The sequence below is a fragment of the Burkholderia sp. MR1-5-21 genome (assembly GCF_053427715.1).
Map to the genome: position 1 here is coordinate 424437 of NZ_JBSAXD010000004.1, position 18534 is coordinate 442970.

The 18534-nt window shown below is 67.6% G+C and carries 16 protein-coding genes; 12 read left to right on the forward strand and 4 right to left on the reverse strand.

Annotated elements, in window-relative coordinates:
- Positions 1-509 precede the first annotated feature (509 nt).
- On the reverse strand, positions 510-1646 hold the full coding sequence (locus ACV229_RS08510) for a branched-chain amino acid ABC transporter substrate-binding protein (RefSeq protein WP_448082669.1): 1137 nt from the start codon (positions 1644-1646) through the stop codon (positions 510-512).
- Positions 1647-2185: 539 nt separating this feature from the next.
- Here ACV229_RS08510 and ACV229_RS08515 point away from each other — a divergent pair.
- Positions 2186-2980: a helix-turn-helix domain-containing protein gene (locus ACV229_RS08515; RefSeq protein WP_448082670.1), complete on the forward strand. Its 795-nt coding sequence runs from the start codon at positions 2186-2188 to the stop codon at positions 2978-2980.
- Between the two features lie 205 nt (positions 2981-3185).
- On the forward strand, positions 3186-3974 hold the full coding sequence (locus ACV229_RS08520) for a DUF899 domain-containing protein (protein ID WP_448082671.1): 789 nt from the start codon (positions 3186-3188) through the stop codon (positions 3972-3974).
- 246 nt (positions 3975-4220) lie between these two features.
- Here the strand turns inward: ACV229_RS08520 and ACV229_RS08525 are convergent, their stop codons facing one another.
- On the reverse strand, positions 4221-4487 hold the full coding sequence (locus tag ACV229_RS08525; protein WP_448082672.1) for a hypothetical protein: 267 nt from the start codon (positions 4485-4487) through the stop codon (positions 4221-4223).
- A gap of 266 nt (positions 4488-4753) precedes the next feature.
- Positions 4754-6646: a bifunctional sugar phosphate isomerase/epimerase/4-hydroxyphenylpyruvate dioxygenase family protein gene (locus tag ACV229_RS08530; protein WP_448082673.1), complete on the reverse strand. Its 1893-nt coding sequence runs from the start codon at positions 6644-6646 to the stop codon at positions 4754-4756.
- A 253-nt stretch (positions 6647-6899) separates the two neighbouring features.
- Between ACV229_RS08530 and aroQ the strand changes: the two genes are divergently transcribed.
- The 3 genes from aroQ to ACV229_RS08545 are packed head-to-tail and all read left to right on the forward strand — an operon-like array spanning position 6900 to position 9587.
- Entirely contained in the window at positions 6900-7355 is a 456-nt protein-coding gene (gene aroQ, locus ACV229_RS08535; protein WP_448082674.1) for a type II 3-dehydroquinate dehydratase, read from the forward strand.
- The gene (locus ACV229_RS08540) at positions 7352-8206 is read left to right on the forward strand and encodes a shikimate dehydrogenase (RefSeq protein ID WP_448082675.1); all 855 of its coding nucleotides are present in this window, start codon (positions 7352-7354) and stop codon (positions 8204-8206) included. The genes aroQ and ACV229_RS08540 overlap by 4 nt, the downstream gene beginning before the upstream one ends.
- 40 nt (positions 8207-8246) lie before the next feature.
- Positions 8247-9587 carry an MFS transporter gene (locus ACV229_RS08545; RefSeq protein ID WP_448082676.1) on the forward strand — a complete coding sequence of 447 codons (1341 nt, stop codon included), beginning with the start codon at positions 8247-8249 and terminating at the stop codon, positions 9585-9587.
- A gap of 76 nt (positions 9588-9663) precedes the next feature.
- On the opposite strand, the gene ACV229_RS08550 is transcribed toward ACV229_RS08545, so the two are convergent.
- Positions 9664-10779, reverse strand: a complete 1116-nt coding sequence (locus ACV229_RS08550; protein ID WP_448082677.1) for a 2-aminoethylphosphonate--pyruvate transaminase — start codon at positions 10777-10779, stop codon at positions 9664-9666.
- Positions 10780-11035: 256 nt separating this feature from the next.
- On the opposite strand from ACV229_RS08550, the gene phnS reads away from it, so the two are divergent.
- Genes phnS through ACV229_RS08585 form a run of 7 tightly spaced genes read left to right on the forward strand, consistent with a single transcriptional unit; the run spans position 11036 to position 18332 of the window.
- On the forward strand, positions 11036-12127 hold the full coding sequence (phnS, locus tag ACV229_RS08555; protein WP_448082678.1) for a 2-aminoethylphosphonate ABC transporter substrate-binding protein: 1092 nt from the start codon (positions 11036-11038) through the stop codon (positions 12125-12127).
- 39 nt (positions 12128-12166) lie between these two features.
- Positions 12167-13270, forward strand: a complete 1104-nt coding sequence (phnT, locus tag ACV229_RS08560) for a 2-aminoethylphosphonate ABC transport system ATP-binding subunit PhnT (protein ID WP_448082679.1) — start codon at positions 12167-12169, stop codon at positions 13268-13270.
- The gene (gene phnU / locus ACV229_RS08565) at positions 13248-14171 is read left to right on the forward strand and encodes a 2-aminoethylphosphonate ABC transporter permease subunit (RefSeq protein ID WP_448082680.1); all 924 of its coding nucleotides are present in this window, start codon (positions 13248-13250) and stop codon (positions 14169-14171) included. The genes phnT and phnU overlap by 23 nt, the downstream gene beginning before the upstream one ends.
- Positions 14161-15021, forward strand: a complete 861-nt coding sequence (gene phnV / locus ACV229_RS08570) for a 2-aminoethylphosphonate ABC transport system, membrane component PhnV (RefSeq protein WP_448082681.1) — start codon at positions 14161-14163, stop codon at positions 15019-15021. Before phnU ends, phnV begins: the two co-directional genes overlap by 11 nt.
- Positions 15018-16325, forward strand: a complete 1308-nt coding sequence (gene phnA / locus ACV229_RS08575) for a phosphonoacetate hydrolase (protein ID WP_448082682.1) — start codon at positions 15018-15020, stop codon at positions 16323-16325. Before phnV ends, phnA begins: the two co-directional genes overlap by 4 nt.
- On the forward strand, positions 16322-17776 hold the full coding sequence (gene phnY, locus ACV229_RS08580) for a phosphonoacetaldehyde dehydrogenase (RefSeq protein ID WP_448082683.1): 1455 nt from the start codon (positions 16322-16324) through the stop codon (positions 17774-17776). The genes phnA and phnY overlap by 4 nt, the downstream gene beginning before the upstream one ends.
- A 4-nt stretch (positions 17777-17780) precedes the next feature.
- Positions 17781-18332, forward strand: a complete 552-nt coding sequence (locus tag ACV229_RS08585) for a phosphonate degradation HD-domain oxygenase (RefSeq protein WP_448082684.1) — start codon at positions 17781-17783, stop codon at positions 18330-18332.
- The last annotated feature ends 202 nt before the right edge of the window (positions 18333-18534 follow it).

Sequence of the window (18534 nt, forward strand, 5' to 3'; positions counted from 1 at the left end):
CGATCGGTTTTCGAATGTTGTTGTCGATGCTGCGTCTCCAGGGCCCGCTATTGGCGTGGACAGGCGCTGCGGCGCAGCCTGCGTCGTCGGAAGGTGTGCTGAGCGCCGGATAGAGCACGGAACACGCGCCGCCGCACCGGGATGGGGCGCAGCGGGGACGAAGCGTCAAAGCGAGTGGGGGGATTCTACAGGAGCGCGAAATGCGCGAGGCAGGCGGCGCGAGGACGGCAGGATGAGGATGGCAGAACGAGGATGGCAGAACGAGAGCAGCAGAACGAGGGCAGCAGAACGAGGGCAGCAGAACGAGAGCAGCAGAACGAGGGCAGCAGAAGGAGAGCAGCAGAACGAGAGCAGCAGAACGAGAGCAGCAGAACGAGGGCGGCAGAACAAGGACGGCGACACGAGGATCGTACGGCGATGGCGCACGTCGACGAAACCTTCGGGCCGCGCGAACGGCGCGGCGCACGTCGGGCGATCCGTCCGTGCGCCGCGCAGGCTGCCGTGTTGCGTCAGTTGCCGGCGATCGTATCGACCGGCTTGAACGCGCCGTGCTCGACCTTGTAGATCGTCACCGGTGCATCCTTCAGGTCGCCCTTCCCGTCGTATGCGATGCGGTCCGCCGACACGCCCTTGACCGACACCTTGCCGAGATACGGCGTATAGACCTTCGGGTCGGTCGAGTTCGCGTTCTTCATCGCGGTGAGCAGCGCGATCGTGCCGTCGTACGAGTACGGCGAATAGGTGACGACGTCTTCGTTGAAGCGCGCCTTGTAGCGCGCCGCGAAGCCGGCGAAGCCCGGCATCTTCTCCTTCGGCAGCCCGCCCATGTAGACGATCGCGCCCTCGGCCGCGTCGCCGCCGACCTTCAGGAACGTCGGCGAGCGCGACATCTCGCCCGTCACGAACGCGGACTTCATCCCGAGCTGGCGCATCTTGCGGATCATCGGCGACGATTGCGCATCGCCGCCGCCGTAGAAGATCGCATCGGGATTCATGCCCTTCAGGTTGGTCAGGATCGCGGAGAAATCGAGCGCCTTGTCGTTCGTGAAGTCGCGCTTGATGATCGTGCCGCCGGCCGCCTGCACGGCCTTCGCGAATTCGTCGGCGATGCCCTGGCCGTACGCGGTGCGGTCGTCGATGATCGCGATGCGCTTGAAGTGCAGGGTCTTCACCGCGTACGTGCCGACGATGCGGCCCGCCTGCGCGTCGCTCGTGAGCAGCCGGTAGGTGGTCTTGTAGCCGCGCGCCGTGTACTGCGGGGACGTCGCCATCGAGATCTGCGGCAGCCCCGCGCGATCGTACAGGTCGGATGCCGGGATGCTGGTGCCCGAGTTGAAGTGGCCGATGACGCCGCTGACGTTGTCGTCGATCAGCCGCTGCGCGACGGTGGTGCCGGTGCGCGGATCGGCCTGGTCGTCCTGCGAGTCGAGCTGGAACGTGACCGGCTTGCCGCCGATCGTCGGATGCGTCGCGTTGAAATCGGCGATCGCCAGTTGCGCGCCTTTCTGCATGTCCGTGCCGTAGTTCGATTGCGGGCCGGTGAGCGGCGCGGCGAACCCGATCTTGACGACGTCGGCGGCGCTGGCGTGGGCGCCCGACAGTGCGCAGGCGGCGGCCAGCGCGACGTGCGATACCTTCAGCTTCACTTTCACTTCCCCTTGATGGCGTGGTTGGGCCCGCGCCGGACCGTGGGCCGGCGGCGGTAAACCGGGCGAGACGTGTCGGCTGCGGGGCCGGCGGGCGTCGCCGCGTGCGTCACGGTCATGCCGTGCGTCGCGTATCGGTTGGCCCGTCCGCGGCAGGGTGGTTATGCCGAAATCGGCGTGCCGCGTGGCGATGGCAGCATGCGATGCGTGTCGCATGCCGGCATCGCCGTTGGTCGTCTCGTGACCGTGAAGCGAAGTCTAGATAGCGAAAATGCGTGCGTCTTGCGCGTTCGGAGCGCGGCCGGCGACGATTTCGGCATATCGTCGATAACCCTGATATATGCCGAAATCGTCATCCGGCGTGCGCAATCGCGCCAAGACGCGGCGGGGCCGCATTTTTACGATGGCAGGTTTCGGTGGCGCGAATGCCGCGCATGCCCCGCGTGTTCCGGCACGTTCCCGCGCCCATGCCGGCCGACGCGCGCCGGGGTGCGCTCCTATAATCGACGCCATCAGCCACTCGCTTCGCGGATGCCGGGATGACGACATTTCTAGCCGTACCGCCGATGAGCCTGTCCGATACGTTGCACTACCAGGCCGACAACGCCGACTTCGGTGCGATGCTCGCGCACTTTCGCCTGCTCGAACCCGTGCTCGATGCGCTGCCCGACGTCGCATTCTTCGTGAAGGACGCGGACGGCCGCTATGCGCTCGTGAACCGCACGCTGGCGATGCGCTGCGGCTACAAGGACAAGCGCGCCCTGCTCGGCAAGACGACGGACGAAGTGTTCCCGCGCCGGTTCGGCCGCGGCTATTTCGAGCAGGACATGGCGACCATCAACGCGGGCCACCAGTTGATGGACCAGCTCGAGCTCCACCTGTATCCGGGACGCCAGCCGGGCTGGTGCCTGACCTGCAAGGAACCGCTGCGCGACGCGGCCGGCAAGGTGATCGGCCTCGCGGGCATTTCGCGCGACCTGAAGGCGCACGAAGGCTCGCATCCGGCCTACAGCAAGCTCGCGGACGTGGTCCAGTACATCCAGGATCATTACGTGCAGCCGCTGAACCTGAAGCAGCTCGCGGTGATGGCGGGGATGTCCGTCGCGCAGCTCGAGCGCTACTTCCACAAGGTGTTCCACCTGACGCCGCGCCAGGTGTTGCTGAAGACGCGGCTCGACGCCGCGACCGCGCTGCTCGTCACGCACGACAAGGTGACCGACGTGGCGGCGCTGTGCGGGTACACGGATCACAGCGCGTTTACGCGCCAGTTCAAGGCGACGGTCGGCGTGACGCCGACGGAATACCGGATGATGCTGCAGGAACGGGCGGGTTGAGCGGGCGTCATCGAGGAAACCGCTGCGGGGCCGCATAGCCGTACGCACGCGCGGGCGCTCGGCGCTGCCGACGTGACCCGGCGCGGCCGCACAACGAATCCCGCCACATTTGTCACTCCCACCATTCGATGCCCGGCGACTAAAACTGTCTCATGACCAACACCGAGCGATCGGCAGGGAAGATCGCTCCGATTCGGAGGTTGTGATGACCAGAGACACATCAACGGACAGCGGACGGAAGGACGGACAGCAGGCGATGAAAGCGCCGCCGATCGTGTCGTCGCAGGAGTGGGAGGCGGCGCGCGCTCAACTGCTCGCCAAGGAGAAGGCGCTGACCCGCGCCCGTGACGCGTTGGCCGCCGAGCGGCGGCGGATGCCCTGGCTTGCCGTGGAAAAGGCGTACGTGTTCGACGGGCCTGACGGCAAGGTGAGCCTGCTCGACCTGTTCGGCGGCCGCCGCCAGCTGATCGTCTACCGCGCGTTCTTCGAACCCGGCGTGCACGGCTGGCCCGAGCATGCGTGCATCGGCTGTTCGATGGTGGCCGACCATGTTGGCCACCTGGCGCATCTGAATGCCCGCGACACGACCCTCGTGTTCGCGTCGCGTGCGCCGCAGGCCGACATCGTGCGGCTGAAGGCCCGGATGGGCTGGACGATCCCCTGGTACACGATCACCGACAGCTTCGATGCCGACTTCGGCGTGGACGAGTGGCACGGTCACAACGCGTTCATCCGCGACGGCGAGCGCGTGTTCCGCACCTACTTCATCAACAGCCGCGGCGACGAGGCGATGGGCACCACCTGGAGCTACCTCGACATGACGGCGCTCGGGCGTCAGGAGACGTGGGAGGATTCGCCGGAGGGCTATCCGCAGTGCCGGCCGTACAAATGGTGGAACTGGCACGACAGCTACGTTCCCGAAGCCGCGCCCGACCCGAAGTGGGTCGAGGTGTCGGACGCCGGGGAGGCCGCCTTTCGGAAACACGACGGCTAGTGCTGTATGGTGCGACGCGGCATCGTTCGCGCGCGAAGGCCTGCCGATAACGGCGCGGCACGCTCTGGGAGCGCGTCGAATCGGGGTGGTACGTGGCGAGGTGCGGGGGTGCGCCTGACTGGGGCGCGATCAAAGCGGCGATACGGGCTCGAGGCCGAGCGAAGACGGTTCCGCGTCGGCGGCTCCGCGACGAATGCAGCGCGGAACGGATGGCGGGCGGGACCCGGCGGGCGGCCGCCTGCCCGATCAGCGGTAGCCGAGTCCCTTCAGGACGGCCGTGCCGTCTGCGGTCAGGCGGAAGCTCGCCGGGGTGTCCGCGTCCGTGCGGACCATTTCGACGAGGCCTGCTTCCTGCAGCCCCGGCAGTTCGGGTTTTGCGTTCGCGCCGATCGGCGCGTGCAGCAGCACGAGCAGCGTCGCGATTTCGTGATGGCTGAGCAGGCGGCGCAGCATCGTCTTCGGTTTGGCAGGGGGCGCGGCCGGGCGGCCCGCGGGTGCTTCTACGGCGCTCATCGCATTCCTCCTATTAGAGAGATTCTTCAGGTATGGTTGCGGATAGTGCCGTCGAAGACTTAAGCGATTCTTAAAACCGGACGGGGCGGCATCCCGCCGTGACAGGCTGGTGGTTACCAGATGTAACGTCATCCCGGCGGCCGTCGCGGCCCGATTGCGGGAAGCGATGCCGGGCGGGCGTCGGGCGGTCGATTCTCAAGGGCGGTGCGGTGACCGCCGATTCGTCGGACGGCGCGGCGCCGCACGCCGCGCACGTCATCTTTCCCTTATTTCTTTCTCTGCGCCTGCGCGGCGAGCCGCACTGCCGCGTTCGCCGCGCCGTAGCCGTCATACCCGCCGCGCCGCTCGACGATTTCCAGCGAGAAGCGGTTGTCGACCAGTTCCGTATACGCGTGCAGGAACTCGCCGCCGTGCTCGTCGCGGTCGTACAGCAGGTGATGGGCGCTCAGCGTCTCGATCAGGTCGTCCGGCAGCGCATAGCGCGCGGCGAGGTCGTCGTAGTAGTTGCGCGGGATGCGCAGGAACGGCACGCCGTCGGCCGCGAATTCGGCGACGGTGTTCACGATGTCGTCCGTGCGGAACGCGACGTGGTTCAGCCCGGTGCCGTGATAGCGGTCGAGCGACTCGGCGACCGCGGTATGGCGGTCGACCGACGCGTTCAGCGCGATCCGCACCGAGCCGTCCGGGCTGCGCACCGCGCGGCTGCGCATCAGCCCGTACGGGTCGGGGACGAGCCAGCTGCGCTCGGCTTCGAAACCGAATGCCGTCTTGAAGAACAGGATCCACGTGTCGAGCGCGTCGCCCGGCAGCGCGAGGCACACGTGGTCGATGCCGGTCAGCGGGCCGATCTCGCTCGGGCCGTCGATGTCGGTCAGCACGAAGTCGGATTCATACAGCGTCGGTGCGTTCGGCGCTTCGTCCACGAAATATTCGAGGCTGCCGTCCGGCGCCTTCACGCTCGGCACCACGCGTTCGTTCGGGCCGACACGGCCGGAAAACGGCGCGTAGCCGAAGCCTGCCGCGCGTTCGAACGCGACGTTCGCGTCGTCGACGCGGAACGCCGACGCGCACAGCGACAGCCCGTGCTGCTGGAAGAACGCGTCCGCGAACGAATCGCGCTCGGCGTTCAACACGATCGACGCGGCGCCGTGCTGGAACAGCGTCACGTCCTTCGACCGGTGGCGGCCCGCGAGTCGGAAGCGCATCTTGCCGAGCCACTCGCCGACATTGGCGGCCGCCTGCGCGTCGACCGCGAACTCGATGAACTGGAAGCCGACGTGCGCGGGCGGCGCGGGCGGCGCGAACAACGGCTGGTTGGCGCCGGGCGCGCGGTTGTCCCGCGCGAGCTGCGCGCGCGTCTGCTCTTCCAGATAGAGCAGCGAGCGGTGCCCGTCGGCAGCGGTGATCGCGGTCGGCGCCGCGCGGAAGCCGTCGTTGAAGATCTCGAGCGACAGCGGCCCCGTGTAGCCGGCTTCGATCACGCGCGCGGTGAAGCGCGCGAGATCGAAGTCGCCCTGGCCGGGGAACGAGCGGTAGTGGCGGCTCCATTCGAGGACGTCCATCGCGAGCTTCGGCGCATCGGCGATCTGCACGAACGCGATCCGGTCGCCGGGGATGTCGGCGATCGCGTCCGGCGAATCGTCGAGCGACAGCGTGTGGAAGCTGTCGAGCGCGAGCCCGAGGTGCGGATTGTTCACCGCGTTCACAAGGCGCCACGCGTGACCGTACGTCTTCACGACGCGGCCCCATGCGAGCGCTTCGTACGCGGCAACGACGCCCGCCTGCTGCGCGGCCTCGGCGAGCGCGCCGAGCTGGTCGACGAGCAGCGCGTCGTCCGCGATCGTGTCGGGCGACACGTTGCTGCAGACAAGGATGCGGTCGGTGCCGAGCGCATGCATCACGTCGAACTTGCGCCGGATGCGGTCGAGGTTGCGGGCGAGCTGCGCGGGGCTCACGCCCTCGAAGTCGCGAAACGGCTGGAACAACACGATGTCGAGACCGAGGTCGGCGGCCATGTTCCGCACGTCGGCGGGCGACCCGTCGAAATAGACGAGGTCGTTCTCGAAGATTTCGACGCCGTCGAAACCCGCGGCCTGGATGGCGGCGAGCTTCTCGGCGAGCGTGCCGGACAGGGACACGGTGGCGATCGAGCGCTGCATGGGCAAATCCTGCTGATGAGCGGGGCGGCGCCGGCTGGACTTGACCCTGAATGAACCAGTCATGGAGTCCCGGGAACGCGCCATATCCCGAATTTACTGGGGTGATGGGACGAATTATACAAACTAACTAGGTGGTACAAATTAGCGAAAACCCGAAAAGACATTGCGTTTGCGCAAGCGCACACTAGCGCCGAATCTTGACGTGAGGGGGCGAAGTCGCTAGCGATTCGCCCCCGTTTTCGGAGCAACTGACATGAGCAAGCCCAAGGTGCTGGTGCTGAACGGCCCGAACCTGAATCTGCTGGGGACGCGCGAACCCCAGATCTATGGTGCGGAAACGCTCGCCGACGTGGCGCAACGCTGCCGCGCGGCGGCGGACGCGCTCGGGCTGGAGATCGACTTCCGCCAGTCGAACGCCGAGCACGAGCTGATCGACTGGCTGCACGCGGCGCGCGTCGACACGGACGGCATCGTGATCAACCCGGCCGCGTACACGCACACGTCGGTCGCGCTGGCCGATGCGCTGTCCGCGATCGCCAAGCCGGTGATCGAAGTCCACATTTCCAACGTACACCGCCGCGAACCGTTCCGCCACCACTCGTACGTGTCGGCGGTCGCCGAGGCCGTGATCTGCGGTTGCGGCACCGAAGGCTACGTGTTCGCGCTGCAGCGCATGGCCACCATTCTTTCGCAAGGTGCGAAGCGATGAGCCGCCCGACGTTTCTGATCGGGCTGATCGGCCAGGGCATCGGCGGTTCGCTGTCGCCCGCGATGCATGAAGAAGAGGGATTCCGGCAGGGATTCGGCTATGTCTACCGGCGCATCGATCTCGACATGCTCGGCGCGACTGCCGAAGCACTGCCGCAATTGCTCGCGGCGGCCGAACAGATGGGCTTCAACGGCCTGAACATCACGCATCCGTGCAAGCAGCGCGTGATCGAGCACCTCGACGCGCTGTCCGACGACGCGCGCGCGCTCGGCGCGGTCAACACCGTGCTGCTCAAGGACGGCAAGCGGATCGGCCACAACACCGACTGGTCGGGGTTCGCGAAGTCGTTCCGGCGCGGGCTGCCGGGCGTGTCGCTCGAACGCGTCGTCCAGCTCGGCGCGGGCGGCGCGGGCGCTGCCGTCGCACATGCGGCGCTGCAGATGGGCGCGGCCGAGCTGGCGATCTTCGACGTCGACGCGACGCGCGCCCGCGCGCTCGCCGACGAGCTGCAGCAGCGCTTCCCGGCCGCAAGGGTCACGCAGGGTGACGACCTCGCGGCGACGGTGCGTGCGGCGACCGGCCTGATCCACGCGACGCCGACCGGCATGGCGAAGCACCCGGGCCTGCCGCTGCCGGCCGAGCTGCTGCATCCGGGGATGTGGGTCGCCGACATCGTGTACTTCCCGCTCGAAACCGAGCTGATCCGGGCGGCGCGCGCAGCAGGCTGCGCGACGCTGCCGGGCGGCGGGATGGCCGTCTACCAGGCCGTCGACGCGTTCGAGATCTTCACCGGACGCACGCCCGACGCCGAGCGGATGTTCGACCACTTTCAATCGCTCGTTGCGCGCTGATCCTCTGCAGATTCAGAGAAAGACGAGACCAGGAGACGACATGCAGCACACCACCCACACGAACACCGCGCCGGCCCGGCCGGTGCAGGCAGCCGGCGCCGTCCGACGTACGTCGGCGCGCTACAAGATCCTCGCGCTGCTCGCGATCGGCACGATGATCAACTATCTCGACCGTACGGTGCTGGGGGTGGCTGCGCCGCAACTCACCAAGGAGCTCGGCATCAACGCGGCGGTGATGGGCATCATGTTCTCCGCGTTCTCGTGGACGTACGTCGCGATGCAGGTGCCCGGCGGCCTGTTCCTCGACCGCTTCGGCAGCAAGATCACCTATTACTGGTCGATGACGCTGTGGTCGCTGTGCACGCTGCTACAGGGTTTCGTGCCCGGCATCGCATCGCTGCTCGCGTGCCGCCTCGGCCTCGGCATCGCGGAAGCGCCGTGCTTCCCGACCAACAGCCGCGTGGTCGCGACGTGGTTCCCGCAGAACGAGCGCGCGATGGCGACCGGCACCTACACGGTCGGCGAGTACATCGGCCTCGCGTTCTTCAGCCCCGTGCTGTTCGCGCTGATGGGCGCGTTCGGCTGGCGTTCGCTGTTTTGGGTCGTCGGCGTCGTCGGCATCGTGTTCGGTCTCGTCTGGTGGAAGCTCTACCACGAGCCGCACAACCATCCGGGCGCGAACAAGGAGGAGATCGAGTACATCGAGGCGGGCGGCGGCCTCGCGCACGGCGCGAAGAAGAACGATCGGCCCGACCAGGCGAAATTCAGCTGGAGCATGGCCGGCCGGCTGCTGAAGAAGCGCCAGCTCGCGGGCATCTGCCTCGGCCAGTTCGCCGGCAACTCGACGCTCGTGTTCTTCCTGACCTGGTTCCCGACCTACCTCGCAACCGAACGCCACATGGGCTGGCTGAAGATCGGCTTCTTCGCGGTGATGCCGTTCATCGCCGCGTCGGTCGGCGTGATGTTCGGCGGGATCTTCTCCGACTGGCTGCTGCGCCGCGGCAAGTCCGCGAACATCGCGCGCAAGCTGCCGATCATCGCCGGCCTGCTGCTCGCGTCGACGATCATTCTCGCGAACTACGTGAAGAGCAACGAGGCGGTGATCGCGATCATGTCCGTTGCATTCTTCGCGCAAGGGATGGCTGCGCTCGGCTGGACGCTCGTGTCGGACATCGCGCCGGAGGGCCTGCTCGGCGTGACGGGCGGCATCTTCAACTTCGCGGCGAACCTCGCCGGGATCATCACGCCGCTCGTCGTCGGCTTCATCGTCGCGGCGACCGGCTCGTTCGTCGGCGCGCTGGTGTTCATCGGCTTGATCGCGCTGATCGGCGCGGCGTCCTACATCTTCGTCGTCGGCGACATCAAGCGGATCGAGCTGTAACGCATTCCATGCAGGTGCAGTGAGCTGGGCCCGGCGGATCGAACCGCCGGGCTTTTTTTCGCCGGTTCGTTTCCCCTTACTCGCGGCGCAGCGAAATGCCGAGCGATTCGATCGCTTGCGCGATCGCGGCGACCGCGCGGCTGACGTCGTCGGCATCGATCGCGCCGATGCACCCGACCCGGAACGTCTCGAGCTGCGTGAGCTTGCCGGGGTACAGGATGAAGCCGGCGTCGCGCACCGCATCGTAGAAGCGCCGGAAGTCGTAAGCAGGATCGGCCGGCGCGTGGAAGGTCACGATCACGGGCGCCTGCACGCGCGCATCGAGGAACGGCGCGAAGCCGAGCGCGCGCATCGAGTCGATCAGCGTCCGGCAGTTCGCCGCGTATCGCGCACCGCGCACGGGCTGGCCGCCTTCGGCGAGGAACTGGTCGAGCGCGGCGCGCAGCGCGGCGACCACGTGCGTCGGCGGCGTGAAGCGCCACTGGCCGGTCTTGCGCAGGTACGCGTACTGGTCGTACAGATCCAGCGCGAGCGACGGCGAACGGCCTTCACTGGCTTCGAGCGCGTCGCGCCGCGCGATCACGAATCCCATGCCCGGCACGCCTTCGAGGCATTTGCCGCTCGCGGAGATCAGCGCGTCGATGCCGCTGCCGTCGAGCGTGATCGGCAATGCGCCGAACGAGCTCATCGCGTCGACGATCAGCCGCTTGCCGTGGCGGCCGCACAGTGCGGCGATTTCGTCGAGCGGATTCAGGATCCCGGCGCTCGTCTCGAGATGCACGAGCGCGACGTGCGTGATGCGCGCGTCGCGCGCGAAGGCCGCTTCGATCGCGGCCGGATCGACGGCCGCGTCCTCGCCGAACGGCAGCGCGATCGCGTCGATGCCGAGCCGGTCGAGGATCTTCAGGATGCGCGTGCAATACGCGCCGTTGTCCGGCACGAGCACGACGCCGTCGCGCGGCACCAGCGTGCCGAGCGCGGCTTCGACCGCGAACGTGCCGCTGCCCTGCATCGGCACGCACACATATTCATTGCCGCCGCGCGCGATGCCGACGAGATCGGCGCAGACGCTTTCGGTCAGATGATTGAACGCGGTATCCCACGATCCCCAGTCGTGTTGCATCGCGTGGCGCGTCGCCGCGGAGGTGGTCAGCGGGCCGGGGGTGAGCAGGATCGGATCGGGGGTGGACATCGGGTTTTCTCCAACAGAAATGGGGCGGGACGCAGGTCGACGTCTCCGGATTGATGTGTATGATATTGGCAAAATGTGTCATTTTTTGGAAATTGTGGCATTCGTCACGGGTTTGTCATCGAACGCTGTGATCCTTCGGTTGCCGCACGGAACCGGATCGGTCGGGCGGCAAAGAGGCGAGCCGGCTGGCGGTTCGCCCGCATAACAGGAGCCGGCGTGCCCCGGCCGTTTGGTGTTCCGTCTACGGAGAAGTGAGATGACACTGCAGAATTCCTCGCGCGCCGGTGCCGGCGCGTTCCGCAAGCTCGCGCTGGCCGCCTGTGCCGCCGGTCTGCTGCAAGGCGCCGCGCTGCCGGCGCACGCGGCGAACGCGGTCGTGCTGTATACGGCGGACGGTCTCGAGAATCTCTACCGCGACGTGCTGCCGGCGTTCGAGAAGAAGGAAGGCGTCAAGGTCAACATCGTCACGGCGGGCAGCGGCGAAGTCGTGAACCGCGCGAACGTCGAGAAGAATTCGCCGAAGGCCGACGTGATCGTCACGCTGCCGCCGTTCATCCAGCAAGCCGGCCAGATGGGCCTGCTGCAGCCGTACCAGAGCGTCAACTACAAGAACGTGCCGGCGATCGCGAAGGCGGAAGACGGCATGTGGGCGACGTTCGTGAACAACTATTTCTCGTTCGCGATCAACCCGGAAGTCGTGAAGCAGCAGCCGAAGACGTTCGCCGACCTGCTGTCGCCGAACTATGCGGGCAAGGTCGCGTACTCGAACCCGGCCACGGCCGGCGACGGGATGGCCGTGCTGATCCTGACGACCACGCTGATGGGCGAGGACAAGGCGTTCGACTACCTCGCGAAACTGTCGCAGAGCGTGAAGTTTCACACGAAGGGCACCGGCTACCTGAACGTGCTGCTGTCGCGTAACGAGATCAGCGTCGCGAACGGCGACCTGCAGATGGATCTCGACGACGCCGAACACGGCGCGCTGTCGGTCAAGCCGATCTTCCTCGCGGCGAAGGACGGCGACCAGCCGACGACGTTCCAGCTCCCGTACGGCATCGGCCTGATCAAGGGCGGCCCGAACCAGGAAGTGGGCAAGAAGCTGATCGACTACCTGATGTCGACGGACGTGCAATCGAAGGTGCCGGACATGTTCGGCATCCCGGGCCGCACCGACGTGCCGCTGAACGGCAAGAACGGCGAAGCGGTCAAGAAAGCGATCGCGGGCGTCAAGCTGATCCCGGTCGACTGGAACCAGGTGATGGCGAAGAAGCCGGTGTGGATCGAGCGCTGGAAGAAGGATGTGATCGGCAGTTCGGGCAAGCAGCTCGAAGTCGTCAAGCCGAAGTGATCGGCGCACGCCGCCTGAATTCCGCCTGCAATTGAAAGGATGAAACCGGTGGATACCGCCATGACCCATCCCGGCGCATTCGGCGCCGCCGGACCGCATGCCACGCAGCGGTCCGGCGCGCCCGGCGGCGTGCAGATCGAGCACCTGAGCGTGCGCTACGGCGCACGTAAGGTGCTGGACGATCTGACGCTGTCGATCGGCGCCGGCGAATTTTTGACCGTGCTCGGCAAGAGCGGCTGCGGCAAGACCACGCTGCTGCGCTTCATCGCCGGGTTCGTGAAGGCCGACGGCCTGACCGGCACGCTGACCGTTGCCGGGCGTGACCGGACCTATGCGCCGCCGCACAAGCGCAATCTCGGTCTGCTGTTCCAGAACTACGCGCTGTTCCCGCACCTGTCGGTGTTCGAGAACGTCGCATTCGGCCTGCGTGCGCGGCGGATGCCATCGGCGGAGGTGACGCGCCGCGTCGCCGACGCGCTGAAGCTCGTCCAGCTCGGCGACGCCGGTCACCACATGCCGGCGCAGTTGTCGGGCGGGATGCAGCAGCGTGTCGCGCTCGCGCGCGCGCTCGTGATCGAGCCCGACGTGCTGCTGCTCGACGAGCCGCTGTCCGCGCTCGACGCGAACCTGCGTGCGTCGGTGCGCAGCGAACTGAAGGCGCTGCACGAGCGCCTGCCGAACCTGACCGTCGTGTGCGTGACGCACGACCGCGACGACGCGCTGGTGCTGTCCGATCGCGCGCTGCTGATGCGCGACGGCCACGTCGCGCAACTTGGCACGCCGCAGCAGCTGTACGACACGCCGAGCAACGGCTACGTCGCGCGCTACCTGGGCCCGGCGAACCTGCTGCCGCCGCGCGTGGTCTTCCCGCTCGGCGATCCGCGCTACGAAGTGCGCGACAAGGTCGCGTGCGTGCGGCCCGAGCAGCTGACCGTCAAGCCGCTTGCGGCGGGCGGGCTGCACGGCACGGTTGCGTCGGTCGAATGGCAAGGCGCCGAGCTGTCGATCGCGGTCGTGATCGACGCGGCGCCGGACGAGCCGGTGCGCGTGACGATGCAACGCGGCCGCGGTGCGGCGCCCGAGCGTGGCGCGCGAGTTTCCCTGCATTGCGAGGCAGACGATGTCGTCCTTATCGAGCCCTGACGCCGCGCTGTCGCCGCGCGCGCTCGCGTCGGCCGCCGCGCATGCCGCCGCCGCGCGGCGCCGCAAGCGTGCCGGCGACTTGCACCTGATCCTGCTCGCGGCCGTCGTGCTCGGCCCGCTCGTCGTCTATCCGCTCGTGCGGCTCGTGCTGCTGAGCCTGACCGGCGATCACGGGCTGAGCCTCGCCGCGTACCGGAACTTCTTCGGCAACCCCGACACGCGCAGCGTGCTGCTGACGACGCTCGGCGTATTGTTCGCGAGCGCCGGCACCGCGTCGGTGCTCGGCGTGCTGCTGGCCGCGCTGCTGTTCTTCAAGCCGTTCCCGGGCGCGTCGCTCGTCACGCGCTTCCTGGAGCTGTACGTCGCGTTCCCGTCGTTTCTGGTCGCTTTCACGCTGATCTTCCTGTACGGCTCGCAAGGTTCGGTCAGCATCGCGCTGCAGCAGGTGTTCCATCTCGATCAGCCGCCGCTCGACTTCCTGTTCGGCTTCGGCGGCGTGATCCTCGCGCAGACCGTGTTCTATACGCCGTTCGTCGTGCGGCCGACGCTCGCGTCGTTCGCGACGCTCGACCTGCGGCTGATCGAAGCGGCGCGCAGCCTCGGCGCGTCCGGCGGGATGCTCGCGCGGCGCGTCGTGCTGCCGATCGCGTGGCCCGGGATCGCAGCCGGCACCGTGCTGTGCTTCCTGCTGACGCTGAACGAATTCGGGATCCTGCTCGTGCTCGGCAGTGCGAGGCTCGTCACGCTGCCGGTCGCGATCTACAGCAGCGCGACCGTCGATCTCGACCTGCCGACCGCGTCGGCCGGCGCGGTCGCGATGCTCGCGCTGTCGCTGGCGCTGTATTCGGTCTACCGCCGGGTGAACCGGCGTGCGACGGGAGGGACGAACGATGTCCGTTGAATACCGGATCGGGCCTTCAGTGCCCCGACATGAAATCGGCTGGACCGATACGCTGCTCAAGCATGCGTCGCGTGTCGCGCTGGCGCTCGCCGCGTTCGCATGCTTCTGGCTGTTCGTGCTGCCGGTGGTCGTCGTCGCGCTGTCGAGCGTGTCGACCCGGTGGTCCGGCACCATCCTGCCGGCCGGCTACAGCTTGCGCTGGTTCGAACAGCTCGGTTCGCAGGAATACGGCGCGCTCGTGACGAGCCTCGAGATCGGTTTCGGCGTCGCCGTGATCGGCACGATCCTCGGCTTGTGGCTCGCACTGGCGCTCGAAGGGCGCGACCGGCGCGGGATCGGCGCGGTCGTCGACGCGCTCGTGATGGTGCCCAACGGCGTGCCGAGCGTCGTGCTCGGGCTGGCGGTGCTGATCGCGTATCACCAGAAGCCGGTCGACCTGTCGAGTTCGGCGGCGATCGTCGTGCTCGTGCAGCTCGCGCTGATTCTGCCGTTCTGCTATCGCTGCGCAGCGGCGGCATTGCGCCCGGAACTGACGGTGCTGCGCGAAGCCGCGGCGAGCCTCGGCGCACCGCCGGCGATGGTGCTGCGCCGTGTGCTGGTGCCCCAGCTCGTGCCGGCGCTGCGCGCGAGCCTCGCGCTCGGCTTCGCGCTGTCGCTCGGCGAGCTCGGCGCAACGCTGACGGTTTATCCGCCCGGCTTCGCGACCGTGCCGATCGTCGTGATCGGCCAGGTGGAGCGCGGCTATTACCTGCCGGCTTCGGCGCTGTCGCTGCTGATGCTCGGCGCGTCGCTCGCGGCGCTGCTGCTGATCGCCGCGCGCGTGCCGCGCGGCAAGCGGGTGACGCCATGAACGCCGCGTTTGCAATGCGGCTGCCCGGCGCGCCCGCGCCGGCCGGCGTGTCCGCCGACCTGACGGGCAAGTTCGTCGACGTCAACGGCCGCCGCTACCGGCTGCCGACCGAGCCGACCGTCGTCGTATGCGTCGACGGCTGCGAATACGACTATCTCGAACGGGCGGTGGAAGCCGGCGTCGCGCCGTTCATCGGGCGGATGATTGCCGAAGGCACCGCATGGCGTGCCGATTGCGTCGTGCCGACGTTCACCAACCCGAACAACCTGTCGATCGTCTGTGGCGCGCCGCCGTCGGTCCACGGGATCTGCGGCAACTACTTCTGGGACCCGGACGCGAACGGCGGCCGCGGCGCCGAGGTGATGATGAACGATCCCGCATACCTGCGGGCCAACACGCTGCTCGCGGCGGCGTCCGACGCGGGTGCGCGCGTGGCGGTCGTGACGGCGAAGGACAAGCTGCGCCGCCTGCTCGGCTGGCGGATGCGCGGGATCTGCTTCTCGGCGGAGAAGGCCGCGCAGGCGAATCTCGCCGAAAACGGCATCGTCGACGTGCTCGACTGGGTCGGCATGCCGTCGCCGGACGTCTATAGCGCAGCGCTGTCGGAATTCGTGTTCGCGGCGGGCGTGCGGCTCGCGCAGACGCGCCAGGTCGACCTGATGTATCTGTCGACGACCGACTATGTGCAGCACAAGTGCGCGCCCGGCAGCGCCGGCGCGAATGCGTTCTACGCGATGATGGACCGCTACCTCGCGCAGCTCGATGCGCTCGGCTGGGTGATCGGGCTGACCGCCGATCACGGGATGAACGCGAAGCACGATCCGGTGACGGGGCGGCCGAACGTCGTCTATCTGCAGGACGCGATCGACGGCTGGTTCGGCGCGCAGGCGGCCCGTGTGATCCTGCCGATCACCGATCCGTACGTCGTGCATCATGGCGCGCTCGGCTCGTTCGCGACCGTCTACCTGGCACCGGACGTCGACCGGACGGACGCGATGTGGCGTATCGGCGGACTCGACGGTGTCGAGCTCGTGCTCGACAACGCCGAGGCGGCGGCGCGCTTCGAGCTGCCGGCCGACCGGATCGGCGATCTCGTCGTGATTGCCCGTCGCGACATGACGCTCGGCACGCGCGAGCGCGAGCACGACCTGTCGGGCCTGACCGTGCCGCTGCGTTCGCACGGCGGCGTGTCGGAGCAGGAGGTGCCGCTGCTGTTCAATCGCCGCATCGAGCGGGACGATCCTGCGCGACGCCCGCGCAATTTCGACGTCTTCGATTTCGCGCTGAACCGGATCGCATCATGACGTCGAGCAACCGGCAAGACCACCGGGCGTTTCGTGCCGAGGCGCTGCGCTGGTGCGGCGAGCGCGCGGTGCGCGAGCGGACCTTCGACGTCGTCGATCCGTATACCGCGCAGCGCGTCGGCACGGCGCCGCTCGCGAGCGTCGACGACGTGCGCGCGGCGTTCGATTACGCGATGGCGTACCGGCCGCGCCTCACGCGCTACGAGCGTTCGCAGATCCTCGAGCGGGCGGCGATGCTGCTGCGCGAGCGCGCCGAGGAGGCGTCGGACCTGATCACGCTCGAATCGGGGCTGTCGAAACAGGATTCGCGCTACGAGATCGGTCGCGTGGCGGACGTGCTGAAGTTCGCGTCGATCGAGGCGCTGCGCGACGACGCGCAGAGCTTCTCGTGCGACCTGACGCCTCACGGCAAGGCGAGGCGCGTGTTCTCGCAGCGCCAGCCGCTCGACGGGGTGATCGTCGCGATCACGCCGTTCAATCATCCGATGAACCAGGTCGCGCACAAGGTTGCGCCGGCGATCGCGACGAACAACCGGGTGATCGTGAAGCCGTCGGAGAAGGTGCCGCTGTCGGCGTTCTATCTGGCCGACCTGCTTTATGAAGCCGGCCTGCCCGAGCCGATGCTTCAGGTGCTGACCGGTGATCCGCGCGAGATCGCGGACGAACTGCTGACTCATCCGCATGCTTCGCTGATTACGTTTACCGGCGGCGTGGCGATCGGCAAATACATTGCCGCGAAGGCCGGCTACCGTCGTGTCGTGCTGGAGCTGGGCGGCAACGATCCGCTGATCGTCCTCGAGGATGCCGACCTGGAGCGCGCCGCGTCGCTGGCGGCGCAGGGCTCGTACCGGAACTCCGGACAGCGCTGCACGGCAGTCAAGCGCATCCTGGTGCAGCGGTCGATTGCGCCGGCGTTCACCGAACGGCTCGTGGAGAAGACGCGTGCGTGGTCGTATGGCGATCCGTTCGATCCGGCGAACGAGATGGGCACCGTGATCGACGAGGCGGCCGCGCGGCTGTTCGAGGCGCGGGTCAACGAGGCGGTCGCGCAGGGCGCGCGCCTGTTGACCGGGAACGTGCGCCGCGGCGCGCTGTATGCGCCGACCGTGCTCGACGGCGTCGATCCGGCGATGACGCTGGTGCGCGAGGAGACCTTCGGTCCCGTGTCGCCGGTCATCGCGTTCGATACGATCGACGACGCGATCCGGATCAGCAACGACACGGCGTTCGGGCTGTCGTCGGGCGTCTGCACCGACAGCACCGCGGCGGTCGTGCGCTTCGTGAACGAACTGAACGTCGGCACCGTGAACGTGTGGGAGGTGCCGGGCTACCGGATCGAGCTGACGCCGTTCGGCGGCATCAAGGATTCGGGGCTGGGATACAAGGAAGGCGTGCAGGAAGCGATGAAGAGCTTCACGAACCTGAAGACCTTCTCGCTGCCTTGGGAGTGATGGAATGGCATTGACGCTGGAAGAGATTCACGGTCTGTATCGCGAGCACGGTCACATGGCCTATAGCGGGGAGCCGGTCACGCAGCTCGAGCATGCGCTGCAGAGCGGCTTGCTGGCGGAGGAGGCGGGAGCCGGTGACGCACTGGTTGCGGCGGCGTTCCTGCATGACCTCGGGCACCTGCTGAATCGCCAGGGGGAGACGCCGAGCGCGCGGGGGATCGACGATCTCCATCAATATTACGTATTGCCGTTCCTGCGGCCGATCCTGCCCGACGTGGTGCTCGAGCCGATCCGGCTGCACGTGGACGCGAAACGCTGCCTGTGCCGGATCGATGCCGGCTACTACGATAGCCTGTCGCCGGATTCGGTGCGCAGCCTGGCGCTGCAGGGCGGGATCTTCAGCGACGCGGAGGCCGACGCGTTCCTGCAGCGGCCGTACGCGGAGGACGCGTTGCGTCTGCGCCGCTGGGACGATACGGCGAAGGTGGAAGGCAAGCCGACGCCGGATCTCGATCACTATATGGAGATCGTCGCGCGCCAGGTGCACGCGGCCTGACGGCTCCGCGGCTTCTATTCATGGCCCCGCACGCGGCAGCGTGCGGGGCCATGAATTTTTTCGAGAAACCCCTTGCGCATCTCGAATGAGGCGCCTAGAATCACGCCTCTTTCGCGCTAACGGCAACGCGGCGCGGAAGGGGGAAGCGAAGCGGTGTGGGTGTCTGGTTTCGGACGCTGGCATCGCCGAGGAAGATGAACCC

Excerpts from the sequence above, each read along its gene's own strand:
- phnA (WP_448082682.1), top strand. The coding sequence starts at position 15,018 with ATGAACGCCGCGTTTGCAATGCGGCTGCCCGGCGCGCCCGCGCCGGCC.
- ACV229_RS08545 (WP_448082676.1), top strand. The coding sequence starts at position 8,247 with ATGCAGCACACCACCCACACGAACACCGCGCCGGCCCGGCCGGTGCAG.
- phnS (WP_448082678.1), top strand. The coding sequence starts at position 11,036 with ATGACACTGCAGAATTCCTCGCGCGCCGGTGCCGGCGCGTTCCGCAAG.
- ACV229_RS08520 (WP_448082671.1), top strand. The coding sequence starts at position 3,186 with ATGACCAGAGACACATCAACGGACAGCGGACGGAAGGACGGACAGCAG.
- ACV229_RS08530 (WP_448082673.1), bottom strand. The coding sequence starts at position 6,646 with ATGCAGCGCTCGATCGCCACCGTGTCCCTGTCCGGCACGCTCGCCGAG.
- phnV (WP_448082681.1), top strand. The coding sequence starts at position 14,161 with ATGTCCGTTGAATACCGGATCGGGCCTTCAGTGCCCCGACATGAAATC.
- ACV229_RS08515 (WP_448082670.1), top strand. The coding sequence starts at position 2,186 with ATGACGACATTTCTAGCCGTACCGCCGATGAGCCTGTCCGATACGTTG.
- phnY (WP_448082683.1), top strand. The coding sequence starts at position 16,322 with ATGACGTCGAGCAACCGGCAAGACCACCGGGCGTTTCGTGCCGAGGCG.
- ACV229_RS08540 (WP_448082675.1), top strand. The coding sequence starts at position 7,352 with ATGAGCCGCCCGACGTTTCTGATCGGGCTGATCGGCCAGGGCATCGGC.
- phnU (WP_448082680.1), top strand. The coding sequence starts at position 13,248 with ATGTCGTCCTTATCGAGCCCTGACGCCGCGCTGTCGCCGCGCGCGCTC.
- ACV229_RS08525 (WP_448082672.1), bottom strand. The coding sequence starts at position 4,487 with ATGAGCGCCGTAGAAGCACCCGCGGGCCGCCCGGCCGCGCCCCCTGCC.
- phnT (WP_448082679.1), top strand. The coding sequence starts at position 12,167 with ATGAAACCGGTGGATACCGCCATGACCCATCCCGGCGCATTCGGCGCC.
- ACV229_RS08550 (WP_448082677.1), bottom strand. The coding sequence starts at position 10,779 with ATGTCCACCCCCGATCCGATCCTGCTCACCCCCGGCCCGCTGACCACC.
- aroQ (WP_448082674.1), top strand. The coding sequence starts at position 6,900 with ATGAGCAAGCCCAAGGTGCTGGTGCTGAACGGCCCGAACCTGAATCTG.
- ACV229_RS08585 (WP_448082684.1), top strand. The coding sequence starts at position 17,781 with ATGGCATTGACGCTGGAAGAGATTCACGGTCTGTATCGCGAGCACGGT.